Below are 18,987 nucleotides of genomic sequence, written 5' to 3'. Positions count from 1 at the left end.
ATGAGCAAGATCCTTATCCGTGGCGCGAAGGTACTCGGCGGCGACGTGCAGGACGTCCTGATCGACGGCGAGACCATCGCCGAGGTCGGACAGAACCTTTCCGCGCAGGGCGCGACCGTCATCGAGGCCGAGGGCCAGGTCCTCCTCCCCGGCCTCGTCGACCTGCACACCCACCTGCGCGAGCCCGGCCGCGAGGACTCCGAGACCGTCCTGACCGGCACCCGCGCGGCCGCCTCCGGCGGCTACACCGCCGTCTTCGCCATGGCGAACACCTTCCCGGTCGCCGACACCGCCGGCGTCGTCGAGCAGGTCTGGCGCCTGGGCAAGGAGTCCGGCTACTGCGACGTGCAGCCCATCGGCGCCGTCACCGTCGGCCTGGAGGGCAAGCAGCTCTCCGAGCTGGGCGCCATGCACGAGTCGGCCGCCCGCGTCACCGTCTTCTCCGACGACGGCAAGTGCGTGGACGACGCCGTGATCATGCGCCGCGCCCTGGAGTACGTGAAGGCGTTCGGCGGCGTCGTCGCCCAGCACGCCCAGGAGCCCCGCCTCACCGAGGGCGCCCAGATGAACGAGGGCGTCGTCTCCGCCGAGCTGGGGCTGGGCGGCTGGCCGGCCGTCGCCGAGGAGTCGATCATCGCCCGCGACGTCCTCCTCGCCGAGCACGTCGGCTCCCGCGTGCACATCTGCCACCTCTCCACCGCCGGCTCCGTCGAGATCGTCCGCTGGGCCAAGTCCCGCGGCATCGACGTCACCGCCGAGGTCACCCCGCACCACCTCCTCCTCACCGACGAGCTGGTCCGCTCGTACAACGCGGTCTACAAGGTCAACCCGCCGCTGCGCACCGAGCGCGACGTGATGGCCCTGCGCGAGGCGCTCGCCGACGGCACGATCGACATCGTCGCCACCGACCACGCCCCGCACCCCCACGAGGACAAGGACTGCGAGTGGGCCGCCGCCGCCATGGGCATGGTGGGCCTGGAGACCGCGCTCTCCGTCGTCCAGCAGACGATGGTGGAGACCGGACTGCTCGACTGGGCGGGCGTCGCCGAGCGCATGTCCTTCGCCCCGGCGCGGATCGGCGGCCTGGACCACCACGGCCGCCCCGTCTCGGCAGGTGAACCCGCGAACCTGACGCTGGTCGACACCTCGTACCGTGGTGTCGTGGACCCCGCACACTTCGCCTCCCGCAGCCGCAACACGCCTTACGAGGGCCGTGAGCTGCCGGGTCGCGTCACTCACACCTTCCTGCGGGGCCGGGCAACGGTCGTGGACGGGAATCTGGCGTGACACCTGCAGTAATCCAACTGGCCGCCGAGGCCGCCGAACGACGGTCGGCGGAGGTGACGGACTGGGGCGCCCGCATCGCGTGGGTGATCGGTCTGCTCGTCTTCATCGCGTTCGTGTACTGGCTGATGCGGCAGGGCTGGAAATGGCGCGGCGCCCTGCAGAACGATCTGCCGGAGCTGCCCGCCGCCCCCGGCGGTCTCCCCGAGCACCGGCTGGCCCTGACCGGCCGGTACCACGGGTCCACCACCGCCGGGCAGTGGCTCGACCGGATCGTCGCCCACGGTCTGGGCATCCGCAGCCGGGTCGAGCTCACGCTCACCGACGCGGGCCTCGACGTGGTCCGTCCGGGTGCCACCGACTTCTTCGTACCGGCCGCGCAGCTGCGCGGCGCCCGCCTCGACAAGGGAATCGCGGGCAAGGTACTCACCGAGGGCGGTCTCCTCGTCGTCACCTGGGCGCACGGCGACAAGCTGATCGACTCCGGATTCCGCTCCGACCGCGCGGCCGAACACGCCGCCTGGGTCGAGGCAATCAACCTCATGAACTCATCCATCACGACGGAAGGCGCCGAACGATGACGACCTCCACCAGGGGAGCAGCCAAAGCTCCCGCCGTACTCGTCCTGGAGGACGGTCGGATCTTCCGCGGCCGCGCCTACGGCGCCGTGGGGGAGACCTTCGGCGAGGCCGTGTTCTCCACCGGCATGACCGGATACCAGGAGACCCTCACCGACCCGTCGTACCACCGGCAGGTCGTCGTGATGACCGCCCCGCACGTGGGCAACACCGGCGTCAACGACGAGGACCCCGAGTCCTCCCGCATCTGGGTGGCCGGTTATGTCGTCCGCGACCCCGCCCGCGTCCCCTCCAACTGGCGCTCGCAGCGCTCGCTGGACGAGGAGCTCGTCAAGCAGGGCGTCGTCGGCATCTGCGGCATCGACACCCGCGCCCTGACGCGTCACCTGCGCGAGCGCGGCGCCATGCGCGTCGGCATCTTCTCGGGCGAGGCCTGGACGGGCGTCCGCGACGAGGCCCTGCTGGCCAAGGTCCAGTCCGCCCCGCAGATGAAGGGCGCGAACCTCTCCGCCGAGGTCGCCACCAAGGAGGCGTACGTCGTCCCCGCGATCGGTGAGAAGAAGTTCACCGTGGCCGCCGTGGACCTCGGCATCAAGGGCATGACCCCGCACCGGATGGCCGAGCGCGGCATCGAGGTGCACGTGCTGCCCGCCACCGCCACCGTCGAGGACGTGTACGCGGTCAACCCGGACGGCGTGTTCTTCTCCAACGGCCCGGGCGACCCGGCCACCGCCGACGGCCCCGTCGCCGTCATGCAGGGCGTCCTCGCGCACAAGACCCCGCTCTTCGGCATCTGCTTCGGCAACCAGATCCTGGGCCGCGCGCTCGGCTTCGGCACCTACAAGCTGAAGTACGGCCACCGCGGCATCAACCAGCCGGTGCAGGACCGCACCACCGGCAAGGTCGAGGTCACCGCGCACAACCACGGCTTCGCCGTCGACGCGCCCCTCGACAAGGTCTCCGAGACCCCCTACGGCCGCGCCGAGGTCTCCCACGTCTGCCTGAACGACCAGGTCGTCGAAGGCCTCCAGCTGCTCGACCAGCCGGCCTTCTCCGTCCAGTACCACCCCGAAGCGGCTGCCGGCCCGCACGACGCCGCGTACCTCTTCGACCGCTTCACGTCTTTGATGGAAACCGCCCTGATGGAGGCCGAGCGTGCCTAAGCGCACCGATATCCAGTCCGTCCTGGTCATCGGCTCCGGCCCGATCGTCATCGGACAGGCAGCCGAGTTCGACTACTCCGGCACCCAGGCCTGCCGCATCCTCAAGGCCGAGGGCCTGCGGGTCATCCTGGTGAACTCCAATCCCGCGACGATCATGACCGACCCGGAGATCGCCGACGCCACGTACGTCGAGCCGATCACCCCCGAGTTCGTCGAGAAGATCATCGCCAAGGAGCGCCCCGACGCGCTCCTGCCCACCCTCGGCGGTCAGACCGCGCTCAACACCGCGATCTCCATGCACGAGCAGGGTGTGCTGGAGAAGTACGGTGTCGAGCTCATCGGCGCCAACGTCGAGGCCATCAACAAGGGCGAGGACCGCGACCTCTTCAAGGGCGTCGTCGAGGCCGTCAACGCCAAGATCGGCCACGGCGAGTCCGCCCGCTCGGTCATCTGCCACTCGATGGACGACGTCCTCGCCGGTGTCGAGACCCTCGGCGGCTACCCCGTCGTCGTCCGCCCGTCCTTCACCATGGGCGGCGCCGGCTCCGGCTTCGCCCACGACGAGGACGAGCTGCGCCGCATCGCCGGCCAGGGCCTCACGCTCTCCCCGACCACCGAGGTGCTCCTGGAGGAGTCCATCCTCGGCTGGAAGGAGTACGAGCTCGAGCTGATGCGCGACACCAAGGACAACGTGGTCGTCGTCTGCTCCATCGAGAACTTCGACCCGATGGGCGTCCACACCGGCGACTCGATCACCGTCGCCCCGGCGATGACGCTGACCGACCGCGAGTACCAGCGGCTGCGCGACATCGGCATCGCGATCATCCGCGAGGTAGGCGTCGACACCGGCGGCTGCAACATCCAGTTCGCGATCGACCCGGTCGACGGCCGCGTCATCGTCATCGAGATGAACCCGCGCGTCTCGCGCTCCTCGGCGCTCGCGTCGAAGGCCACCGGCTTCCCGATCGCCAAGATCGCCGCCAAGCTGGCCATCGGCTACACGCTGGACGAGGTCCCCAACGACATCACCGAGAAGACCCCGGCCTCCTTCGAGCCGTCCCTCGACTACGTCGTCGTCAAGGCCCCGCGCTTCGCGTTCGAGAAGTTCCCGCTCGCCGACGCCACCCTCACCACCACCATGAAGTCGGTCGGCGAGGCCATGGCCATCGGCCGCAACTTCACCGAGGCGCTGCAGAAGGCCCTGCGCTCCCTCGAGAAGAAGGGCTCGCAGTTCACCTTCGTCGGCGAGCCCGGCGACAAGGACGAGCTGCTCGCCACCGCGGTCCGCCCGACCGACGGCCGCATCAACACCGTCATGCAGGCCATCCGCGCCGGCGCCACCCAGGAAGAGGTCTTCGAGTCCACGAAGATCGACCCCTGGTTCGTCGACCAGCTCTTCCTGATCAAGGAGATCGCGGACGAGCTGGCCGCCGCCGAGAAGCTCCACCCCGAGCTGCTCGCCGAAGCCAAGCGCCACGGCTTCTCCGACGCCCAGATCGCCGAGATCCGCGGCCTGCGCGAGGACGTCGTCCGCGAGGTCCGCCACGCCCTCGGCGTCCGCCCGGTCTACAAGACGGTCGACACCTGCGCCGCCGAGTTCGCCGCGAAGACCCCGTACTTCTACTCCTCGTACGACGAGGAGAGCGAGGTCGCGCCCCGCGAGAAGCCCGCGGTCATCATCCTGGGCTCCGGTCCGAACCGCATCGGCCAGGGCATCGAGTTCGACTACTCCTGCGTCCACGCCTCCTTCGCCCTCAGCGACGCCGGCTACGAGACCGTGATGGTCAACTGCAACCCGGAGACCGTCTCCACCGACTACGACACCTCCGACCGCCTGTACTTCGAGCCGCTGACGCTCGAGGACGTGCTGGAGATCGTCCACGCCGAGTCGCTGGCCGGCCCCATCGCCGGCGTCGTCGTCCAGCTCGGCGGCCAGACCCCCCTCGGTCTCGCCCAGGCGCTCAAGGACAACGGCGTCCCGGTCGTCGGCACCCCGCCGGAGGCCATCCACGCCGCCGAGGACCGCGGAGCCTTCGGCCGGGTCCTCGCCGAGGCCGGCCTGCCCGCCCCCAAGCACGGCACCGCCACCACCTTCGCGGGTGCGAAGGCCATCGCCGACGAGATCGGCTACCCGGTCCTCGTCCGCCCGTCGTACGTGCTCGGCGGACGCGGCATGGAGATCGTCTACGACGAGACCCGCCTCGAGTCGTACATCGCCGAGTCCACCGAGATCTCGCCGACCCGCCCCGTGCTGGTCGACCGCTTCCTCGACGACGCCATCGAGATCGACGTCGACGCCCTCTACGACGGCACCGAGCTCTACCTCGGCGGCGTCATGGAGCACATCGAGGAAGCCGGCATCCACTCCGGCGACTCGGCCTGCGCCCTGCCCCCGATCACCCTCGGCGGCTTCGACATCAAGCGCCTGCGCGCCTCCACCGAGGCCATCGCCAAGGGCGTCGGCGTCCGCGGCCTGATCAACATCCAGTTCGCGATGGCGGGTGACATCCTCTACGTCCTGGAGGCCAACCCGCGCGCCTCCCGCACCGTCCCCTTCACCTCGAAGGCCACCGCGGTCCCGCTCGCGAAGGCCGCCGCCCGCATCTCGCTCGGCACCACCATCGCCGAGCTGCGCGAAGAGGGCATGCTCCCGAAGACCGGCGACGGCGGCACCCTGCCGCTCGACGCGCCGATCTCCGTCAAGGAGGCCGTCATGCCGTGGTCGCGCTTCCGCGACATCCACGGCCGCGGCGTGGACACCGTCCTCGGCCCGGAGATGCGCTCCACCGGCGAGGTCATGGGCATCGACTCCGTCTTCGGCACGGCCTACGCCAAGTCGCAGGCCGGCGCCTACGGCCCGCTGCCCACCAAGGGCCGCGCGTTCATCTCCGTCGCCAACCGCGACAAGCGCTCGATGATCTTCCCGGCGCGCGAGCTGGTCGCCCACGGCTTCGAGCTGATGGCCACCTCCGGCACCGCCGAGGTGCTGCGCCGCAACGGCATCAACGCCACCGTGGTGCGCAAGCTCAGCGAGGGCGAGGGCCCGAACGGCGAGAAGACCATCGTCCAGCTCATCCACGACGGCCAGGTCGACCTGATCGTCAACACCCCGTACGGCACCGGCGGCCGCCTCGACGGCTACGAGATCCGCACGGCGGCCGTGGCGCGCAGCGTCCCGTGCCTGACCACGGTCCAGGCGCTCGCCGCGGCCGTCCAGGGCATCGAGGCGCTGGGCCACGGCGACGTGGGCGTCCGCTCGCTCCAGGAGCACGCGGAGCACCTGACCGCGGCCCGCGACTAGCAGCCCGTACGAGGAGGGGGACACGGATGCGCTTTGCGCGTCGGTGTCCCCCTCGTCATGAGCGCACAAGGGATCTTCTCGACATGTACAAGCTGTTCTTCAACCTCGTCTTCAAGCGGATGGACCCGGAGCAGGCCCACTACCTGGCCTTCCGCTGGATCCGCCTCGCGGCCCGCACCCCCGTGCTGCGCACCTTCGTGGCGGCGGCCCTGGCCCCGCGCCACAAGGAACTGCGCACCGAGGCGCTCGGGCTGCGCATGCACGGCCCCTTCGGCCTCGCTGCGGGCTTCGACAAGAACGCCGTCGCCATCGACGGCATGTCGATGCTCGGCTTCGACCACATCGAGATCGGCACGGTCACGGCGCAGGCGCAGCCGGGCAACCCCAAGAAGCGGCTGTTCCGGCTCGTGCCGGACCGCGCGCTGATCAACCGGATGGGCTTCAACAACGAGGGCTCGGCGGCCGTGGCGGCCCGCCTGGCGGCCCGTGTGCCGGTCTTCAGGACGGTCGTGGGCGTCAACATCGGCAAGACCAAGGTGGTGCCGGAGGACGAGGCGGTGGCGGACTACGTCGCCTCCACCGAGCGCCTCGCCCGCCACGCGGACTACCTGGTCGTGAACGTCTCCTCGCCGAACACGCCGGGCCTGCGCAACCTCCAGGCCACCGAATCCCTGCGGCCGCTCCTGACGGCCGTACGGGAGGCCGCGGACCGCACGGTGACCGACCGCCGGGTCCCGCTCCTGGTCAAGATCGCGCCGGACCTCGCGGACGAGGACGTGGACGCGGTCGCGGACCTGGCCCTGGAGCTGGGCCTGGACGGCATCATCGCGACGAACACCACGATCGCGCGGGAGGGGCTGGGCCTGAAGTCCTCCCCGTCCCTCGTGAAGGAGACCGGAGGCCTGTCCGGTGCCCCGGTCAAGGAGCGCTCCCTGGAGGTCCTGCGCCGCCTGTACGCCCGTGTGGGCGACCGCCTGGTGCTGGTGGGCGTCGGGGGCATCGAGAACGCCGAGGACGCCTGGCAGCGGATCCTGGCCGGCGCGACCCTGATCCAGGGGTACAGCGCGTTCATCTACGAGGGCCCGTTCTACGCCCGCGCGATCCACAAGGGCCTGGCCGCGCGCCTGGCCGTCAGCCCGTACGCGACCCTCGCCGAGGCCGTCGGCGCCGAAACCCGAAAGGCCGCCCAGTGACCGAGACCCCCGTGACCGAGACCGCCGTGACCCCCTTCGGCACCCGCCTGCGCGAGGCGATGGACTCCCGCGGCCCGCTGTGCGTGGGCATCGACCCGCACGCGGCCCTCCTGTCGTCGTGGGGCCTGAACGACGACATCGCGGGCCTCGAGAAGTTCTCCCGCACGGTCGTCGAGGCGCTGGCCGACTCGGTGGCCGTCTTCAAGCCGCAGGCGGCCTTCTTCGAGCGCTTCGGCTCGAAGGGCATCGCGGTGCTGGAGCAGACCGTGGCCGACGCGCGGGCCGCGGGCACGCTGGTCGTGATGGACGCGAAGCGCGGTGACATCGGCTCGACGATGGCCGCGTACGCGCAGACGTTCCTGTCGCCGTCCTCGCCGCTGTTCTCCGACGCCCTGACGGTGTCACCGTACCTGGGCTACGGCTCGCTGCAGCCGGCGGTGGACCTGGCCCGCCGGTCGGGCGCGGGACTCTTCGTCCTCGCCCTCACCTCGAACCCGGAGGGTGCGGAGGTCCAGCGCGCGGTGCGCGAGGACGGCCGGACGATCGGCGCGACGATGCTGGGGCATCTCGCGGCGGAGAACGCGGGCGCGGCGCCGATGGGCTCCTTCGGCGCGGTGGTCGGCGCCACGCTGGGCGACCTCTCCTCCTTCGACCTGGACATCAACGGGCCGCTGCTGGCTCCGGGCATCGGTGCGCAGGGCGCGACGGCGGCCGACCTGCCGGCGGTCTTCGGTGCGGCGGTCCGCAACGTCGTCCCGAACGTGTCGCGGGGCGTCCTGCAGCACGGTCCGGACGCCGCGGCGCTGCGCGCCTCGGCCACCCGGTTCGCGGACGAAATCCGCGCGGCGGTCTCCGGCTGAGCACGTTCGGAGGTGTCGTCGGGCGGGCCGGCGTCGCCGCACGTCGTACGGTCTGACGAAATTCGAACGTCTTTCACCGGACAAAACCGGGGTGGTTTGTCCGTGATGTACGGTTCAGTGGAGGCTGACCAGGACTTTTCGTCCGTTCTCGCTGACTGGAGCGGCCTTGGCCGCTAGTCTCCGACCAGAGTGAACGAGCAGCGAACGAGTTTTATTGCTGTTCGGGCATTCGCCTGGTGTGGCGCCCTAGGGTTCCCCACCGGTCCGTATCCGACAGTTCGACATCCGAGGTGACGTAGGCGTGGCTCTTCCGCCCCTTACCCCTGAACAGCGCGCAGCCGCGCTCGAAAAGGCCGCCGCGGCTCGCCGGGAGCGGGCCGAGGTGAAGAATCGACTCAAGCACTCCGGCGCCTCGCTCCAAGAGGTCATCAAGACGGGCCAGGAGAACGACGTCATCGGCAAGATGAAGGTCTCCGCCCTGCTGGAGTCCCTGCCTGGCGTGGGCAAGGTCCGCGCCAAGCAGATCATGGAGCGCCTCGGCATCTCCGAGTCCCGGCGTGTCCGAGGTCTCGGTTCCAACCAGATCGCGTCTCTGGAGCGTGAGTTCGGCACTCCTGCCGGCTGACGCGTTGCCTGAAGTTCTCCCGGCGTTCTCAGGCAGTCCCGAGAACCTGGATAATCGCTTTATGGCAGCAGAGGTTCGTCCGCGGCTGACCGTGCTCTCCGGCCCTTCGGGGGTCGGCAAGAGCACGGTCGTCGCGCATATGCGCAAGGTCCACCCCGAGGTATGGCTCTCGGTGTCGGCCACCACCCGCAAGCCGCGGCCCGGTGAGCGACACGGAGTCCACTACTTCTTCGTCAACGACGACGAGTTCGACAAGCTGATCGCCAACGGCGAGCTGCTGGAGTGGGCCGAGTTCGCGGGCAACCGCTACGGCACACCGCGCGGCGCGGTGGTGGAGCGACTGGAGAACGGCGAGCCCGTCCTCCTGGAGATCGACCTCCAGGGCGCGCGACTCGTCCGCGAGTCGATGCCCGAAGCCCAACTCGTCTTCCTGGCACCGCCGAGCTGGGACGAGCTGGTCCGCCGGCTCACCGGCCGCGGCACCGAATCGGCCGAGGTCATCCAGCGCAGGCTGGAGACGGCCAAGGTCGAGCTCGCTGCCGAGTCCGAGTTCGACACCACCCTGGTCAACACCTCCGTCGAGGACGTGGCGCGTGAGCTGCTAGCCTTGATGGAAGTTGTTTGATCGTTGATCGATGTTCCATCGATTGATGTTTGATCTTTCACCCATCTTCGGAAGGTAGAGCGTGTCCTCTTCCATCACTGCGCCCGAGGGCATCATCAACCCGCCGATCGACGAGCTGCTCGAGGCCACGGACTCGAAGTACAGCCTCGTGATCTACGCGGCCAAGCGCGCGCGTCAGATCAACGCGTACTACTCGCAGCTCGGTGAGGGCCTGCTCGAGTACGTCGGCCCGCTGGTGGACACCCACGTCCACGAGAAGCCGCTTTCGATCGCGCTGCGCGAGATCAACGCGGGTCTGCTGACCTCCGAGGCCATCGAGGCCCCGGCTCAGTAGGCACCGAGCATTCCTTTTCACCACAGGCCCGGCAGAACATCTGCCGGGCCTGTGGTGTGTCATAGACAGGTACGACGATCAGCCGAAGGGGCGTGTGTGGTGGGTAAGCCGAAGGTCGTGCTCGGAGTCAGCGGCGGGATCGCCGCGTACAAGGCGTGCGAGCTGCTGCGCCGACTGACCGAGTCCGGACACGACGTACGGGTGGTGCCCACGGCGGCGTCCCTGCACTTCGTGGGCGAGGCCACCTGGGCCGCCCTGTCCGGAAACCCGGCCCAGGCCGTGGTCTGGGAGAGGGTCCACGAGGTGCCGCACGTCCGCATCGGGCAGTCCGCCGACCTCGTCGTCGTCGCCCCGGCCACCGCCGACATGCTCGCCAAGGCCGCCCACGGCCTCGCCGACGACCTGCTCACGAACACGTTGCTCACCGCCCGCTGCCCGGTGGTCTTCGCGCCCGCCATGCACACCGAGATGTGGGAGCACCCCGCCACCCAGGAGAACGTGGCCACGCTGCGCCGCCGCGGCGCCCTCGTCATCGAGCCCGCCGTCGGCCGGCTCACCGGCAAGGACACCGGCAAGGGGCGGCTGCCCGACCCCGAGGAGATCTACGAGGTGTGCCGGAGGGTCCTCGCGCGCGGAGTGGCCGAGCCCGACCTGGCCGGCCGGCACGTGGTGATCAGCGCGGGCGGCACGCGGGAACCGCTCGACCCGGTCCGCTTCCTCGGCAACCGCTCCTCCGGCAAGCAGGGCTACGCACTGGCCCGCACGGCCGTCGCCCGCGGAGCCCGGGTCACCCTCGTCGCGGCCAACACCGCACTGGCCGACCCGGCCGGGGTGGACGTCGTACGGGTCGGGACGGCCGTACAGCTGCGCGAGGCCGTCCTCAAGGCGGCCGCGGACGCCGACGCCGTGGTGATGGCCGCGGCCGTGGCCGACTTCCGGCCGGCCGAGTACGCGGGCGGCAAGATCAAGAAGAAGGAAGGGCAGGATCCGGCGCCGGTGGCGCTCGTCCGCAACCCCGACGTCCTCGCGGAGATCTCGGCCGACCGGGCGCGGGAAGGCCAGGTCGTGGTGGGTTTCGCCGCCGAAACCGACGACGTGCTCGCGAACGGCCGGGCCAAACTGCTCCGCAAGGGGTGTGATCTTCTCGTCGTGAACGAGGTGGGCGCATCCAAGACCTTCGGTTCCGAGGAGAACGAGGCTGTGATCCTGGCCTCCAATGGGGTCGAGACCCCGGTTCCCTATGGTCCGAAGGAAGCGCTGGCCGAGGTGATTTGGGACCAGGTCGCCCCGCGACTCGCTCCCCGACGCGCCTGAGCGACTGCTCTTCTCGTAGCCGATTCCATGAGCAAGAATGGAGTGCCGCAGGTCACGTGCCTCCCATAGGGCGAGACAGGTGGTCCGGTAAACGGTGGCGACCGATAAACTGCATGAGGAACGTGATCGGGCGCAGCCCCCGGTGAGGTTCCGCCAAATGATCAGCCAGCAGCCGCTGCAACCCCAGGGAGCGTTGTGTCCCGTCGCCTGTTCACCTCGGAGTCCGTCACCGAGGGTCACCCCGACAAGATCGCTGACCAGATCAGCGACACGATCCTCGACGCACTTCTCACCGAGGACCCGACCTCGCGTGTGGCCGTGGAGACCCTCATCACCACGGGTCTCGTCCACATCGCCGGTGAGGTGACGACGAAGGCGTACGCGCCGATCGCGCAGCTCGTCCGCGACAAGATCCTCGAGATCGGCTACGACTCGTCGAAGAAGGGCTTCGACGGTGCCTCCTGCGGCGTGTCGGTGTCCATCGGCGCGCAGTCCCCGGACATCGCGCAGGGTGTCGACACCGCGTACGAGAAGCGCGTCGAGGGCGACGAGGACGAGCTCGACAAGCAGGGCGCCGGCGACCAGGGCCTGATGTTCGGCTACGCGTGCGACGAGACCCCCGAGCTCATGCCGCTCCCGATCCACATCGCGCACCGGCTCTCGCGCCGCCTGTCCGAGGTCCGCAAGAACGGGACCATCCCGTACCTGCGCCCCGACGGCAAGACCCAGGTCACCATCGAGTACGACGGCGACAAGGCCGTCCGCCTCGACACGGTCGTCGTGTCCTCGCAGCACGCCTCGGACATCGACCTGGACTCGCTGCTCGCCCCGGACATCCGCGAGTTCGTCGTCGAGCACGTGCTCAAGGAGCTCGTCGAGGACGGCATCAAGCTGGACACCGACGGCTACCGCCTGCTGGTCAACCCGACCGGCCGCTTCGAGATCGGCGGCCCGATGGGCGACGCCGGCCTGACCGGCCGCAAGATCATCATCGACACCTACGGCGGCATGGCCCGCCACGGCGGCGGCGCCTTCTCGGGCAAGGACCCGTCCAAGGTCGACCGCTCCGCCGCGTACGCGATGCGCTGGGTCGCCAAGAACGTGGTCGCCGCCGGCCTCGCCTCGCGCTGCGAGGTCCAGGTCGCGTACGCGATCGGCAAGGCCGAGCCCGTCGGCCTCTTCGTCGAGACCTTCGGCACCGCCAAGGTCGAGGTCCAGAAGATCGAGGACGCGATCGGCCAGGTCTTCGACCTCCGCCCGGCCGCGATCATCCGCGACCTCGACCTGCTGCGCCCGATCTACGCCCAGACCGCCGCGTACGGCCACTTCGGCCGCGAGCTGCCGGACTTCACCTGGGAGCGCACCGACCGCGTGGACGCGCTGCGCACGGCCGCCGGCCTGTAGGACGCCCGCGCACGCACGTAGCGCAGCCGTACGGCCTCGGACCCCTGTGGCCCCTGTGGTCCGGGGCCGTACGGCGTTCCGCGCGGGTGAGTTCTCCCCGGGGTGAAGGAAACCCCCTCGCCGCCGCCGAAAACCCCGGGAGGGCGGCCGGGCCCGTCCGTTGTCGGTGGGGTTTGGTAAGAATGCGGGTGTGAGCAGCGCGAACGAATCCGGTCAGCGCGGGGACCAGAGTCCCGGCGGCCCGCCGGAGCAGCTCGCGCTGATGCGGGAGATGGTCGCCGAGGCGAAGGCCAAGGCCCCCAAGGCCAAGCCGCGCACCTGGCGGGGCGCCGCCCTCGCCCGGGAGCTGCCGGTCGCCCGGATCCTCGTCAACAAGGGCGTGCTCCACCTCGACCAGCTCTGGGACTACGCCGTCCCCGAGGAGCTCTCCGAGGCCGCCCAGCCCGGAGTCCGCGTCCGGGTCCGCTTCGGGGCCGGCTCCCACCAGGTCCACGGCGGCCGCCGCGAGGGCGGCGGCCTCATCGACGGCTTCATCGTCGAGCGCCGCGCCGAGTCCGACTACCACGGTGCACTGGCCGCCCTCGCCCACGTCGTCTCGCCCGAGGTCGTGCTCACGCCGGGCCTGCTGGCCCTGGCCCGGGCCGTCGCCGACCGGTACGCCGGCAGCCTGGCCGACGTACTCCAGCTCGCACTGCCCGCGCGGAGCGCCCGCGCCGAGGCCAAGCCCTCACCCGAGCCGCTGCCCCCGCCCGCCGCGCCCGAGCCGGGAGGCTGGGCTCGCTACGGCTCCGGCCCCGCGTTCCTGCGGGCCCTCGCCGCAGGCGCCGCCCCGCGCGCCGTCTGGACCGCCCTGCCCGGCCCCGGATGGGCCGACGAGCTGGCCCGGGCCGTGGCCGCCACCCTCGCCTCCGGCCGCGGCGCCCTCGCCGTCCTGCCCGACGGGCGGACCGCCGCCCGGGTCGACGTGGCGCTGACCGCCCTGCTCGGTGAGGGGCGGCACGCGCTGCTGACCGCCGAATCGGGCCCCGAGAAGCGCTACCGCCAGTGGCTCGCCGTGCACCGCGGCTCGGTGCGGGCCGTCATCGGCACCCGGGCCGCGATGTTCGCGCCCGTACGGGACCTCGGGCTGGTCGCCATCTGGGACGACGGCGACTCCAGCCACAGCGACGACCACGCGCCGTTCCCGCACGTACGGGAGGTGCTGGAGCTGCGCGCCGTCGGCGACGGCTGCGGATTCCTGGCCGGGAGCACGAGCTGCACCGTGGAGGCCGCCCAGCTGGTCGAGACGGGCTGGGCGCGGCCGTTGGTCGCCGACCGGGAGACGGTGCGGGCCTGCGCGCCCCGGATCCGGACCGTGGGCGACGAGCTGCTGGCCCGCGACGAGGCGGCCCGCGCCGCCCGGCTGCCGAGCCTGGCCTGGGAGACCGTACGGGAGGGGCTGAAGTCCGGGCCCGTGCTCGTGCAGGTGCCCCGGCGCGGCTATGCGCCCCGGCTGGCGTGCGAGCGGTGCCGCACCCCCGCCCGCTGCTCGGTGTGCGCGGGGCCGTTGGAGGCCCCCGACGCGCGGGATCTGCACTGCGGCTGGTGCGGACGTCAGGAGACCGCCTGGCACTGCGAGGAGTGCGGGTCGTTCCGGCTGCGCGCCCAGGTGGTGGGCGCCCGGCGGACGGCCGAGGAGCTCGGGCGGGCCTTCCCGGCCGTGCCCGTGCGCACCTCCGGCCGCGACCACGTCCTGGACGAGGTGCCCGACCGGCCCGCGCTGGTGGTGTGCACCCCCGGCGCCGAACCCGTCGCGGCGGGCGCCGGGTATGCGGCGGCGCTGCTGCTGGACGGCTGGGCGATGCTGACCCGGCCCGACCTGCGGGCCGGGGAGGACGCGCTGCGCCGGTGGATCGCGGCCGCCTCGCTGGTCCGGGGGGAGGGGCAGGTCGTCGTGGTCGCCGAGCCGACGCTGCGGCCGGTCCAGGCCCTCGTGCGGTGGGATCCGGTGGGCCATGCGGTACGGGAGCTCGCGGAGCGGGCCGAGCTCGGTTTCCCGCCGGTGTCCCGGATGGCGGCCGTGGCCGGTCGGGGCGAGGCGGTGGAGGCCTTCCTGGCCGGCGCCGGGCTGCCGCCGGACGCGGAGGTGCTGGGGCCGGTCCCGGTGCCGGGGCGCCGCGGGGAGCCGTCGCCGGGGGAGCGGGCCCTGGTCCGCGTCCCGCCCGGCAGCGGGGCCGCGCTGGCGGCCGCCCTGAAGTCGGCCCAAGCGGCCCGGCTGGCGCGGGGAGTCCCGGCGGCGGAGGCGGTCCGGGTGCGGATCGACCCGCCGGACATCGGCTAGGGCGCGGCTAGGGCCGTGACCGGGAAGGTTTGCCGGTGGGCCCGCGGCGTTCCCCCGGCTACCGCTGAGAGGTGCCCCGGGGTGCGGTGCATCGCAAGTCGGAGGGCTGCGGCTCGTACTGGACGTACCTGCGCGGCCCGACAACGCGGCGAGGCCGCCGAGGGCCGGTGAAGCTTTCCGGTCACATCACCAGGGCGTCCCTTTCGGGTCTTGTCGGTCGAGCGCGCGGTGGCTGGTGCGTGCCTGGCAAGGCTGAGGGGCGCCCGTGTGCGTGGACGTACGCGGGTGCCCCGCCCTGACAGGGCGTCGGGGCGTCGGGGCGCCCGCGCTCGGGCGGTGCGGCAAGCCGTCGGACAGGCCGCGCCCGCGCTCTTCCGGCGGAGTCCGGCGGTCCGGAGCCGGGTCCGAGCTGCCCGGGGCGCCCCGGCCGGGCACGGCGTGGACTCATGCCGACGCCGGGCCGGGGCATGGATACGGCTCGTCCGGCAGCTGCCGGACGAGCCGTGGGCTCAGCCGATGCCCGGTCAGGGCTGGGGGCCGGCCGTCGGAGGTCGGCGTCCCGGCGGCCGGCGGCGGATCAGCCGTTGCGGGGCCCCGGGAACGCCGCGGAGGGGGACGAGGCCGCGGCCGCGGCCTGGGACTCCTCGCGCACCGGCTGCGGCGGGACCGAGCGGGCCGCCGGGACCGTGGGCAGAGGCCCCAGGGTCCGGGTGGTCGTGCCCTCGGACAGCGGCTCCGCGGACTCCGCGGCCTGGGCCCGCCGGGCCCCGTACCGCCGGTGCACGGCCTGCTTGGTGACGCCGAGCGCGGAACCCACCGCGTCCCACGAGAAGCCGAGCGAGCGGTCGAAGTCCACCGCTGCGGTGACCAGCGTCTCGACGCTGTCCCGCAGTTCCTGCGCGAGGCGGACGGTGGGCGCGGGGGCCCGGCCATAGACGACGAAGCCCGTGGAGGGACCGGAGCGGCGCGGGCGGTACACATTGCCGAGCTGAGCGGTGAGCGTACGCAGAGCATCCACCTGCCGGCGAACCCGCTCGATGTCCCGCACCAAGAGGTGCAGGCTGGCCCGTGCTTGGGCGTCGTGGGTGGCGTGGTCGGCCATGAAGAAGCCTCTCGAACCGGTGCTGAAGAGCGGATCGGGCCGCAGACACCGTTCTCATCGCGGCCCGGTTTCGGTCAATCTCTCTTGACCAACGCGTCATACGGCACTGAAGTCACGCACCGGGGGCGTGTCGGCATATGCGAGAGGCGCGCGTGTGTGCGTACGCCCCCTGATGAGGCTGCCGGGACTCCTGGGGCGCCTGCTGATCGGCCCGGGCACCCCCCGTGGGCGCCGGGACCATAGACTGGTGCGCTGCTGACAGCCGAGATAGCGAGGTAGGACCCCAGTGAAGCTCGTCTTCGCAGGCACCCCCGAGGTCGCCGTGCCCGCCCTGGACGCCCTGATCGCCTCCGGGCGCCACGAGGTCGCCGCCGTCGTCACCCGGCCCGACGCACCGGCCGGCCGCGGCCGGCGGCTCATCGCCAGCCCGGTCGCCGAACGCGCCGAGGAGGCCGGCATCGAGGTCCTCAAGCCGGTCAAGCCGCGGGACCCCGAGTTCCAGGCCCGGCTGCGCGAGATCGACCCCGACTGCTGCCCGGTCGTCGCGTACGGGGCGCTGCTGCCCAAGAGCGCCCTCGACATCCCCCGCAACGGCTGGGTCAACCTGCACTTCTCGCTGCTGCCCGCCTGGCGCGGCGCCGCGCCTGTACAGCACTCGATCATGGCGGGGGACCAGGTCACCGGCGCCTCCACCTTCCTCATCGAGGAAGGCCTGGACTCCGGGCCCGTCTACGGGCACCTGACCGAGGAGGTCCGGCCCACCGACACGAGCGGCGACCTGCTGACCCGCCTCGCCTTCGCCGGAGCCGGCCTGCTGGCCGCCACCATGGACGGCATCGAGGACGGCACCCTGCGCGCCGTCGAGCAGCCCGCCGACGGGATCTCGCTCGCCCCCAAGATCACCGTCGAGGACGCCCGGATCGACTGGAACGCCCCGGCGATGCGCGCCGACCGCGTGGTGCGCGGCTGCACGCCCGCGCCCGGCGCGTGGACCGTCTTCCGCGGGGAGCGGCTCAAGCTGATCTCCGTCGGCCTCGTCGCCGACCGCACGGACCTGGCGCCCGGCGAGCTCGCCCCGGCCAAGAACAACGTGTACGTCGGCACCGGCTCGCACGCCGTGGAGCTGCTCTGGGTGCAGCCCCAGGGCAAGAAGCCGATGCGCGGCGCCGACTGGGCGCGCGGGGTGCGGATCGCCCCCGGCGAGCGGGTCGGCGGCACGGACGTAGGCTGATCCGTACCGGCACCCCATTCGGGCAGCAGCCCGCCGCAAGCAGCACCTCGTAACCCCGGAGCACCTTTCACGTGAGCGAACAGTCCCGTCCCCCGCGCAGCGCCGCAGGCCAGCGGCAGGCCAAGCCGTACCGCCGTCCCAAGAAGGACCCCGTCCGGATGCTGGCCTTCGAGGCGCTCCGGGCGGTGGACGAGCGCGACGCGTACGCGAACCTCGTCCTGCCCCCGCTGCTGCGCAAGGCCCGCCAGGACGAGAGCTTCCAGGACCGGGACGCGGCGCTGGCCACCGAGCTGGTGTACGGGACGCTGCGCCGGCAGGGCACCTACGACGCGGTCATCAAGGCCTGCATCGACCGGCCGCTGCGGGAGGTGGACCCGCCGGTGCTGGACGTGCTCTCGCTGGGTGCGCACCAGCTGCTGGGGACCCGGATCCCCACGCACGCGGCGGTGTCCGCCAGCGTGGAGCTGGCCCGGGTGGTGCTCGGGGACGGGCGCGCCAAGTTCGTGAACGCCGTGCTGCGCAAGATCGCCGCGCACGACCTGGACGGCTGGCTCGAGCGGGTGGCCCCGCCGTACGAGGAGGACGCCGAGGAGCACCTCGCGGTGTACCACTCGCACCCGAGGTGGGTCGTCAGCGCACTGTGGGACGCGCTCGGCGGCGGCCGGGCCGGCATCGAGGACCTCCTCGAAGCCGACAACGAGCGGCCCGAGGTCACGCTCGTTGCGCGGCCGGGACGCTCCACCCCCGAGGAGCTGCTGGCGGCCGTCGGCGAGGACTCCGCGCTGCCGGGGCGCTGGTCGCCGTACGCCGTCCGGATGGCCGAGGGCGGCGAGCCCGGCGCGCTGGAGGCGGTCCGCGAGGGGCGCGCGGGCGTCCAGGACGAAGGCAGCCAGCTGGTGGCGATGGCCCTGGCGGCCGCGCCGGTCGAGGGCGCCGACGAGCGCTGGCTGGACGGCTGCGCGGGACCCGGCGGCAAGGCGGCCCTGCTGGCGGCCCTGGCGGCCCAGCGCGGGGCGTTCCTGCTGGCCTCCGAGAAGCAGCCGCACCGGGCCCGGCTCGTGGAGCGCGCCCTGGCCGGCAACCCCGGCCCGTACCAGGTCATCGCGGCGGACGGCACCCGCCCGCCGTGGCGGCCGGGCTCCTTCGACCGGGTCCTGATGGACGTCCCGTGCTCCGGCCTTGGCGCGCTGCGCCGTCGCCCGGAGGCGCGGTGGCGCCGTCGCCCGGAGGACCTGGAGGGCTTCGCACCGCTGCAGCGCGCACTGCTGCGGGAGGCGCTGTCGGCGGTCCGGGTGGGCGGCGTCGTGGGCTACGCGACGTGCTCGCCCCATCTGGCCGAGACCCGGGTCGTCGTGGACGACGTCCTCAAGGGCCGCGGCGCGGGAGCCTCGCCGGTCTCGGCCGAACTGATCGACGCCAGGCCGTACATGGCGGGCGTCCCGGCCCTGGGCGACGGCCCGGACGTCCAGCTGTGGCCGCACCTGCACGGGACGGACGCGATGTACCTGGCGCTGATCCGGCGTACGGGCTAGGCAGTTCGGTTCGGGTCGACTGACCGGCCCGGGAGCGGCTGGCGCGCTCCGGGGCACGGGATGCTCAACTCCACGGGTAGCCAGATACGCGTAGCCGGGTCATTGGCTACGCGTATCTGGC

At 72.0% G+C, this 18,987-nt stretch carries 15 protein-coding genes; 14 read left to right on the top strand and 1 reads right to left on the bottom strand.

Features of this window, described 5'->3' with window-relative positions:
- The 12 genes from AB0I68_RS21380 to AB0I68_RS21325 all read left to right on the top strand — a co-directional run bounded on the left by AB0I68_RS21380 (position 1) and on the right by AB0I68_RS21325 (position 15,001).
- Positions 1–1,287, top strand: coding sequence for a dihydroorotase (locus AB0I68_RS21380; protein WP_363178900.1), 1,287 nt, complete (start codon positions 1–3; stop codon positions 1,285–1,287).
- The gene (locus AB0I68_RS21375) at positions 1,284–1,865 is read left to right on the top strand and encodes a hypothetical protein (RefSeq protein WP_363178899.1); all 582 of its coding nucleotides are present in this window, start codon (positions 1,284–1,286) and stop codon (positions 1,863–1,865) included. The genes AB0I68_RS21380 and AB0I68_RS21375 overlap by 4 nt, the downstream gene beginning before the upstream one ends.
- Positions 1,862–3,025: a glutamine-hydrolyzing carbamoyl-phosphate synthase small subunit gene (gene carA / locus AB0I68_RS21370; protein WP_363178898.1), complete on the top strand. Its 1,164-nt coding sequence runs from the start codon at positions 1,862–1,864 to the stop codon at positions 3,023–3,025. The genes AB0I68_RS21375 and carA overlap by 4 nt, the downstream gene beginning before the upstream one ends.
- The gene (gene carB, locus AB0I68_RS21365; RefSeq protein ID WP_363178897.1) at positions 3,018–6,326 is read left to right on the top strand and encodes a carbamoyl-phosphate synthase large subunit; all 3,309 of its coding nucleotides are present in this window, start codon (positions 3,018–3,020) and stop codon (positions 6,324–6,326) included. Before carA ends, carB begins: the two co-directional genes overlap by 8 nt.
- An 83-nt stretch (positions 6,327–6,409) precedes the next feature.
- Positions 6,410–7,519, top strand: coding sequence for a quinone-dependent dihydroorotate dehydrogenase (locus AB0I68_RS21360; RefSeq protein ID WP_363178896.1), 1,110 nt, complete (start codon positions 6,410–6,412; stop codon positions 7,517–7,519).
- A gap of 26 nt (positions 7,520–7,545) precedes the next feature.
- Entirely contained in the window at positions 7,546–8,379 is an 834-nt protein-coding gene (pyrF, locus tag AB0I68_RS21355) for an orotidine-5'-phosphate decarboxylase (RefSeq protein ID WP_363178944.1), read from the top strand.
- A gap of 301 nt (positions 8,380–8,680) precedes the next feature.
- Positions 8,681–9,004 carry an integration host factor gene (locus tag AB0I68_RS21350; protein WP_008740406.1) on the top strand — a complete coding sequence of 108 codons (324 nt, stop codon included), beginning with the start codon at positions 8,681–8,683 and terminating at the stop codon, positions 9,002–9,004.
- A 61-nt stretch (positions 9,005–9,065) separates the two neighbouring features.
- On the top strand, positions 9,066–9,629 hold the full coding sequence (gmk, locus tag AB0I68_RS21345) for a guanylate kinase (RefSeq protein WP_363178895.1): 564 nt from the start codon (positions 9,066–9,068) through the stop codon (positions 9,627–9,629).
- A 61-nt stretch (positions 9,630–9,690) separates the two neighbouring features.
- A complete protein-coding gene (gene rpoZ / locus AB0I68_RS21340) occupies positions 9,691–9,963 on the top strand; it encodes a DNA-directed RNA polymerase subunit omega (protein WP_004948662.1) in 273 nt (90 codons plus the stop codon).
- A gap of 99 nt (positions 9,964–10,062) precedes the next feature.
- Entirely contained in the window at positions 10,063–11,277 is a 1,215-nt protein-coding gene (gene coaBC, locus AB0I68_RS21335) for a bifunctional phosphopantothenoylcysteine decarboxylase/phosphopantothenate--cysteine ligase CoaBC (RefSeq protein ID WP_363178894.1), read from the top strand.
- A 195-nt stretch (positions 11,278–11,472) separates the two neighbouring features.
- Entirely contained in the window at positions 11,473–12,681 is a 1,209-nt protein-coding gene (gene metK / locus AB0I68_RS21330; protein WP_266631096.1) for a methionine adenosyltransferase, read from the top strand.
- Between the two features lie 190 nt (positions 12,682–12,871).
- Positions 12,872–15,001 carry a primosomal protein N' gene (locus AB0I68_RS21325; RefSeq protein ID WP_363178893.1) on the top strand — a complete coding sequence of 710 codons (2,130 nt, stop codon included), beginning with the start codon at positions 12,872–12,874 and terminating at the stop codon, positions 14,999–15,001.
- A 577-nt stretch (positions 15,002–15,578) separates the two neighbouring features.
- Here the strand turns inward: AB0I68_RS21325 and AB0I68_RS21320 are convergent.
- Positions 15,579–16,103 (bottom strand): hypothetical protein, encoded by a 525-nt coding sequence (locus AB0I68_RS21320; RefSeq protein ID WP_363178891.1) that lies wholly within the window; start codon positions 16,101–16,103, stop codon positions 15,579–15,581.
- 286 nt (positions 16,104–16,389) lie between these two features.
- Between AB0I68_RS21320 and fmt the strand changes: the two genes are divergently transcribed.
- Both fmt and AB0I68_RS21310 read left to right on the top strand, forming a co-directional pair.
- Positions 16,390–17,334, top strand: coding sequence for a methionyl-tRNA formyltransferase (gene fmt / locus AB0I68_RS21315; protein ID WP_363178890.1), 945 nt, complete (start codon positions 16,390–16,392; stop codon positions 17,332–17,334).
- 71 nt (positions 17,335–17,405) lie between these two features.
- Positions 17,406–18,866 carry a transcription antitermination factor NusB gene (locus AB0I68_RS21310; protein WP_363178889.1) on the top strand — a complete coding sequence of 487 codons (1,461 nt, stop codon included), beginning with the start codon at positions 17,406–17,408 and terminating at the stop codon, positions 18,864–18,866.
- Positions 18,867–18,987: the final 121 nt, after the last annotated feature.

Source organism: Streptomyces sp. NPDC050448, from assembly GCF_040655295.1.
Lineage (GTDB): Bacteria > Actinomycetota > Actinomycetes > Streptomycetales > Streptomycetaceae > Streptomyces.
Note: the sequence above shows the minus strand (reverse complement) of the source record. Positions and strands in the feature narration are given on the sequence as shown.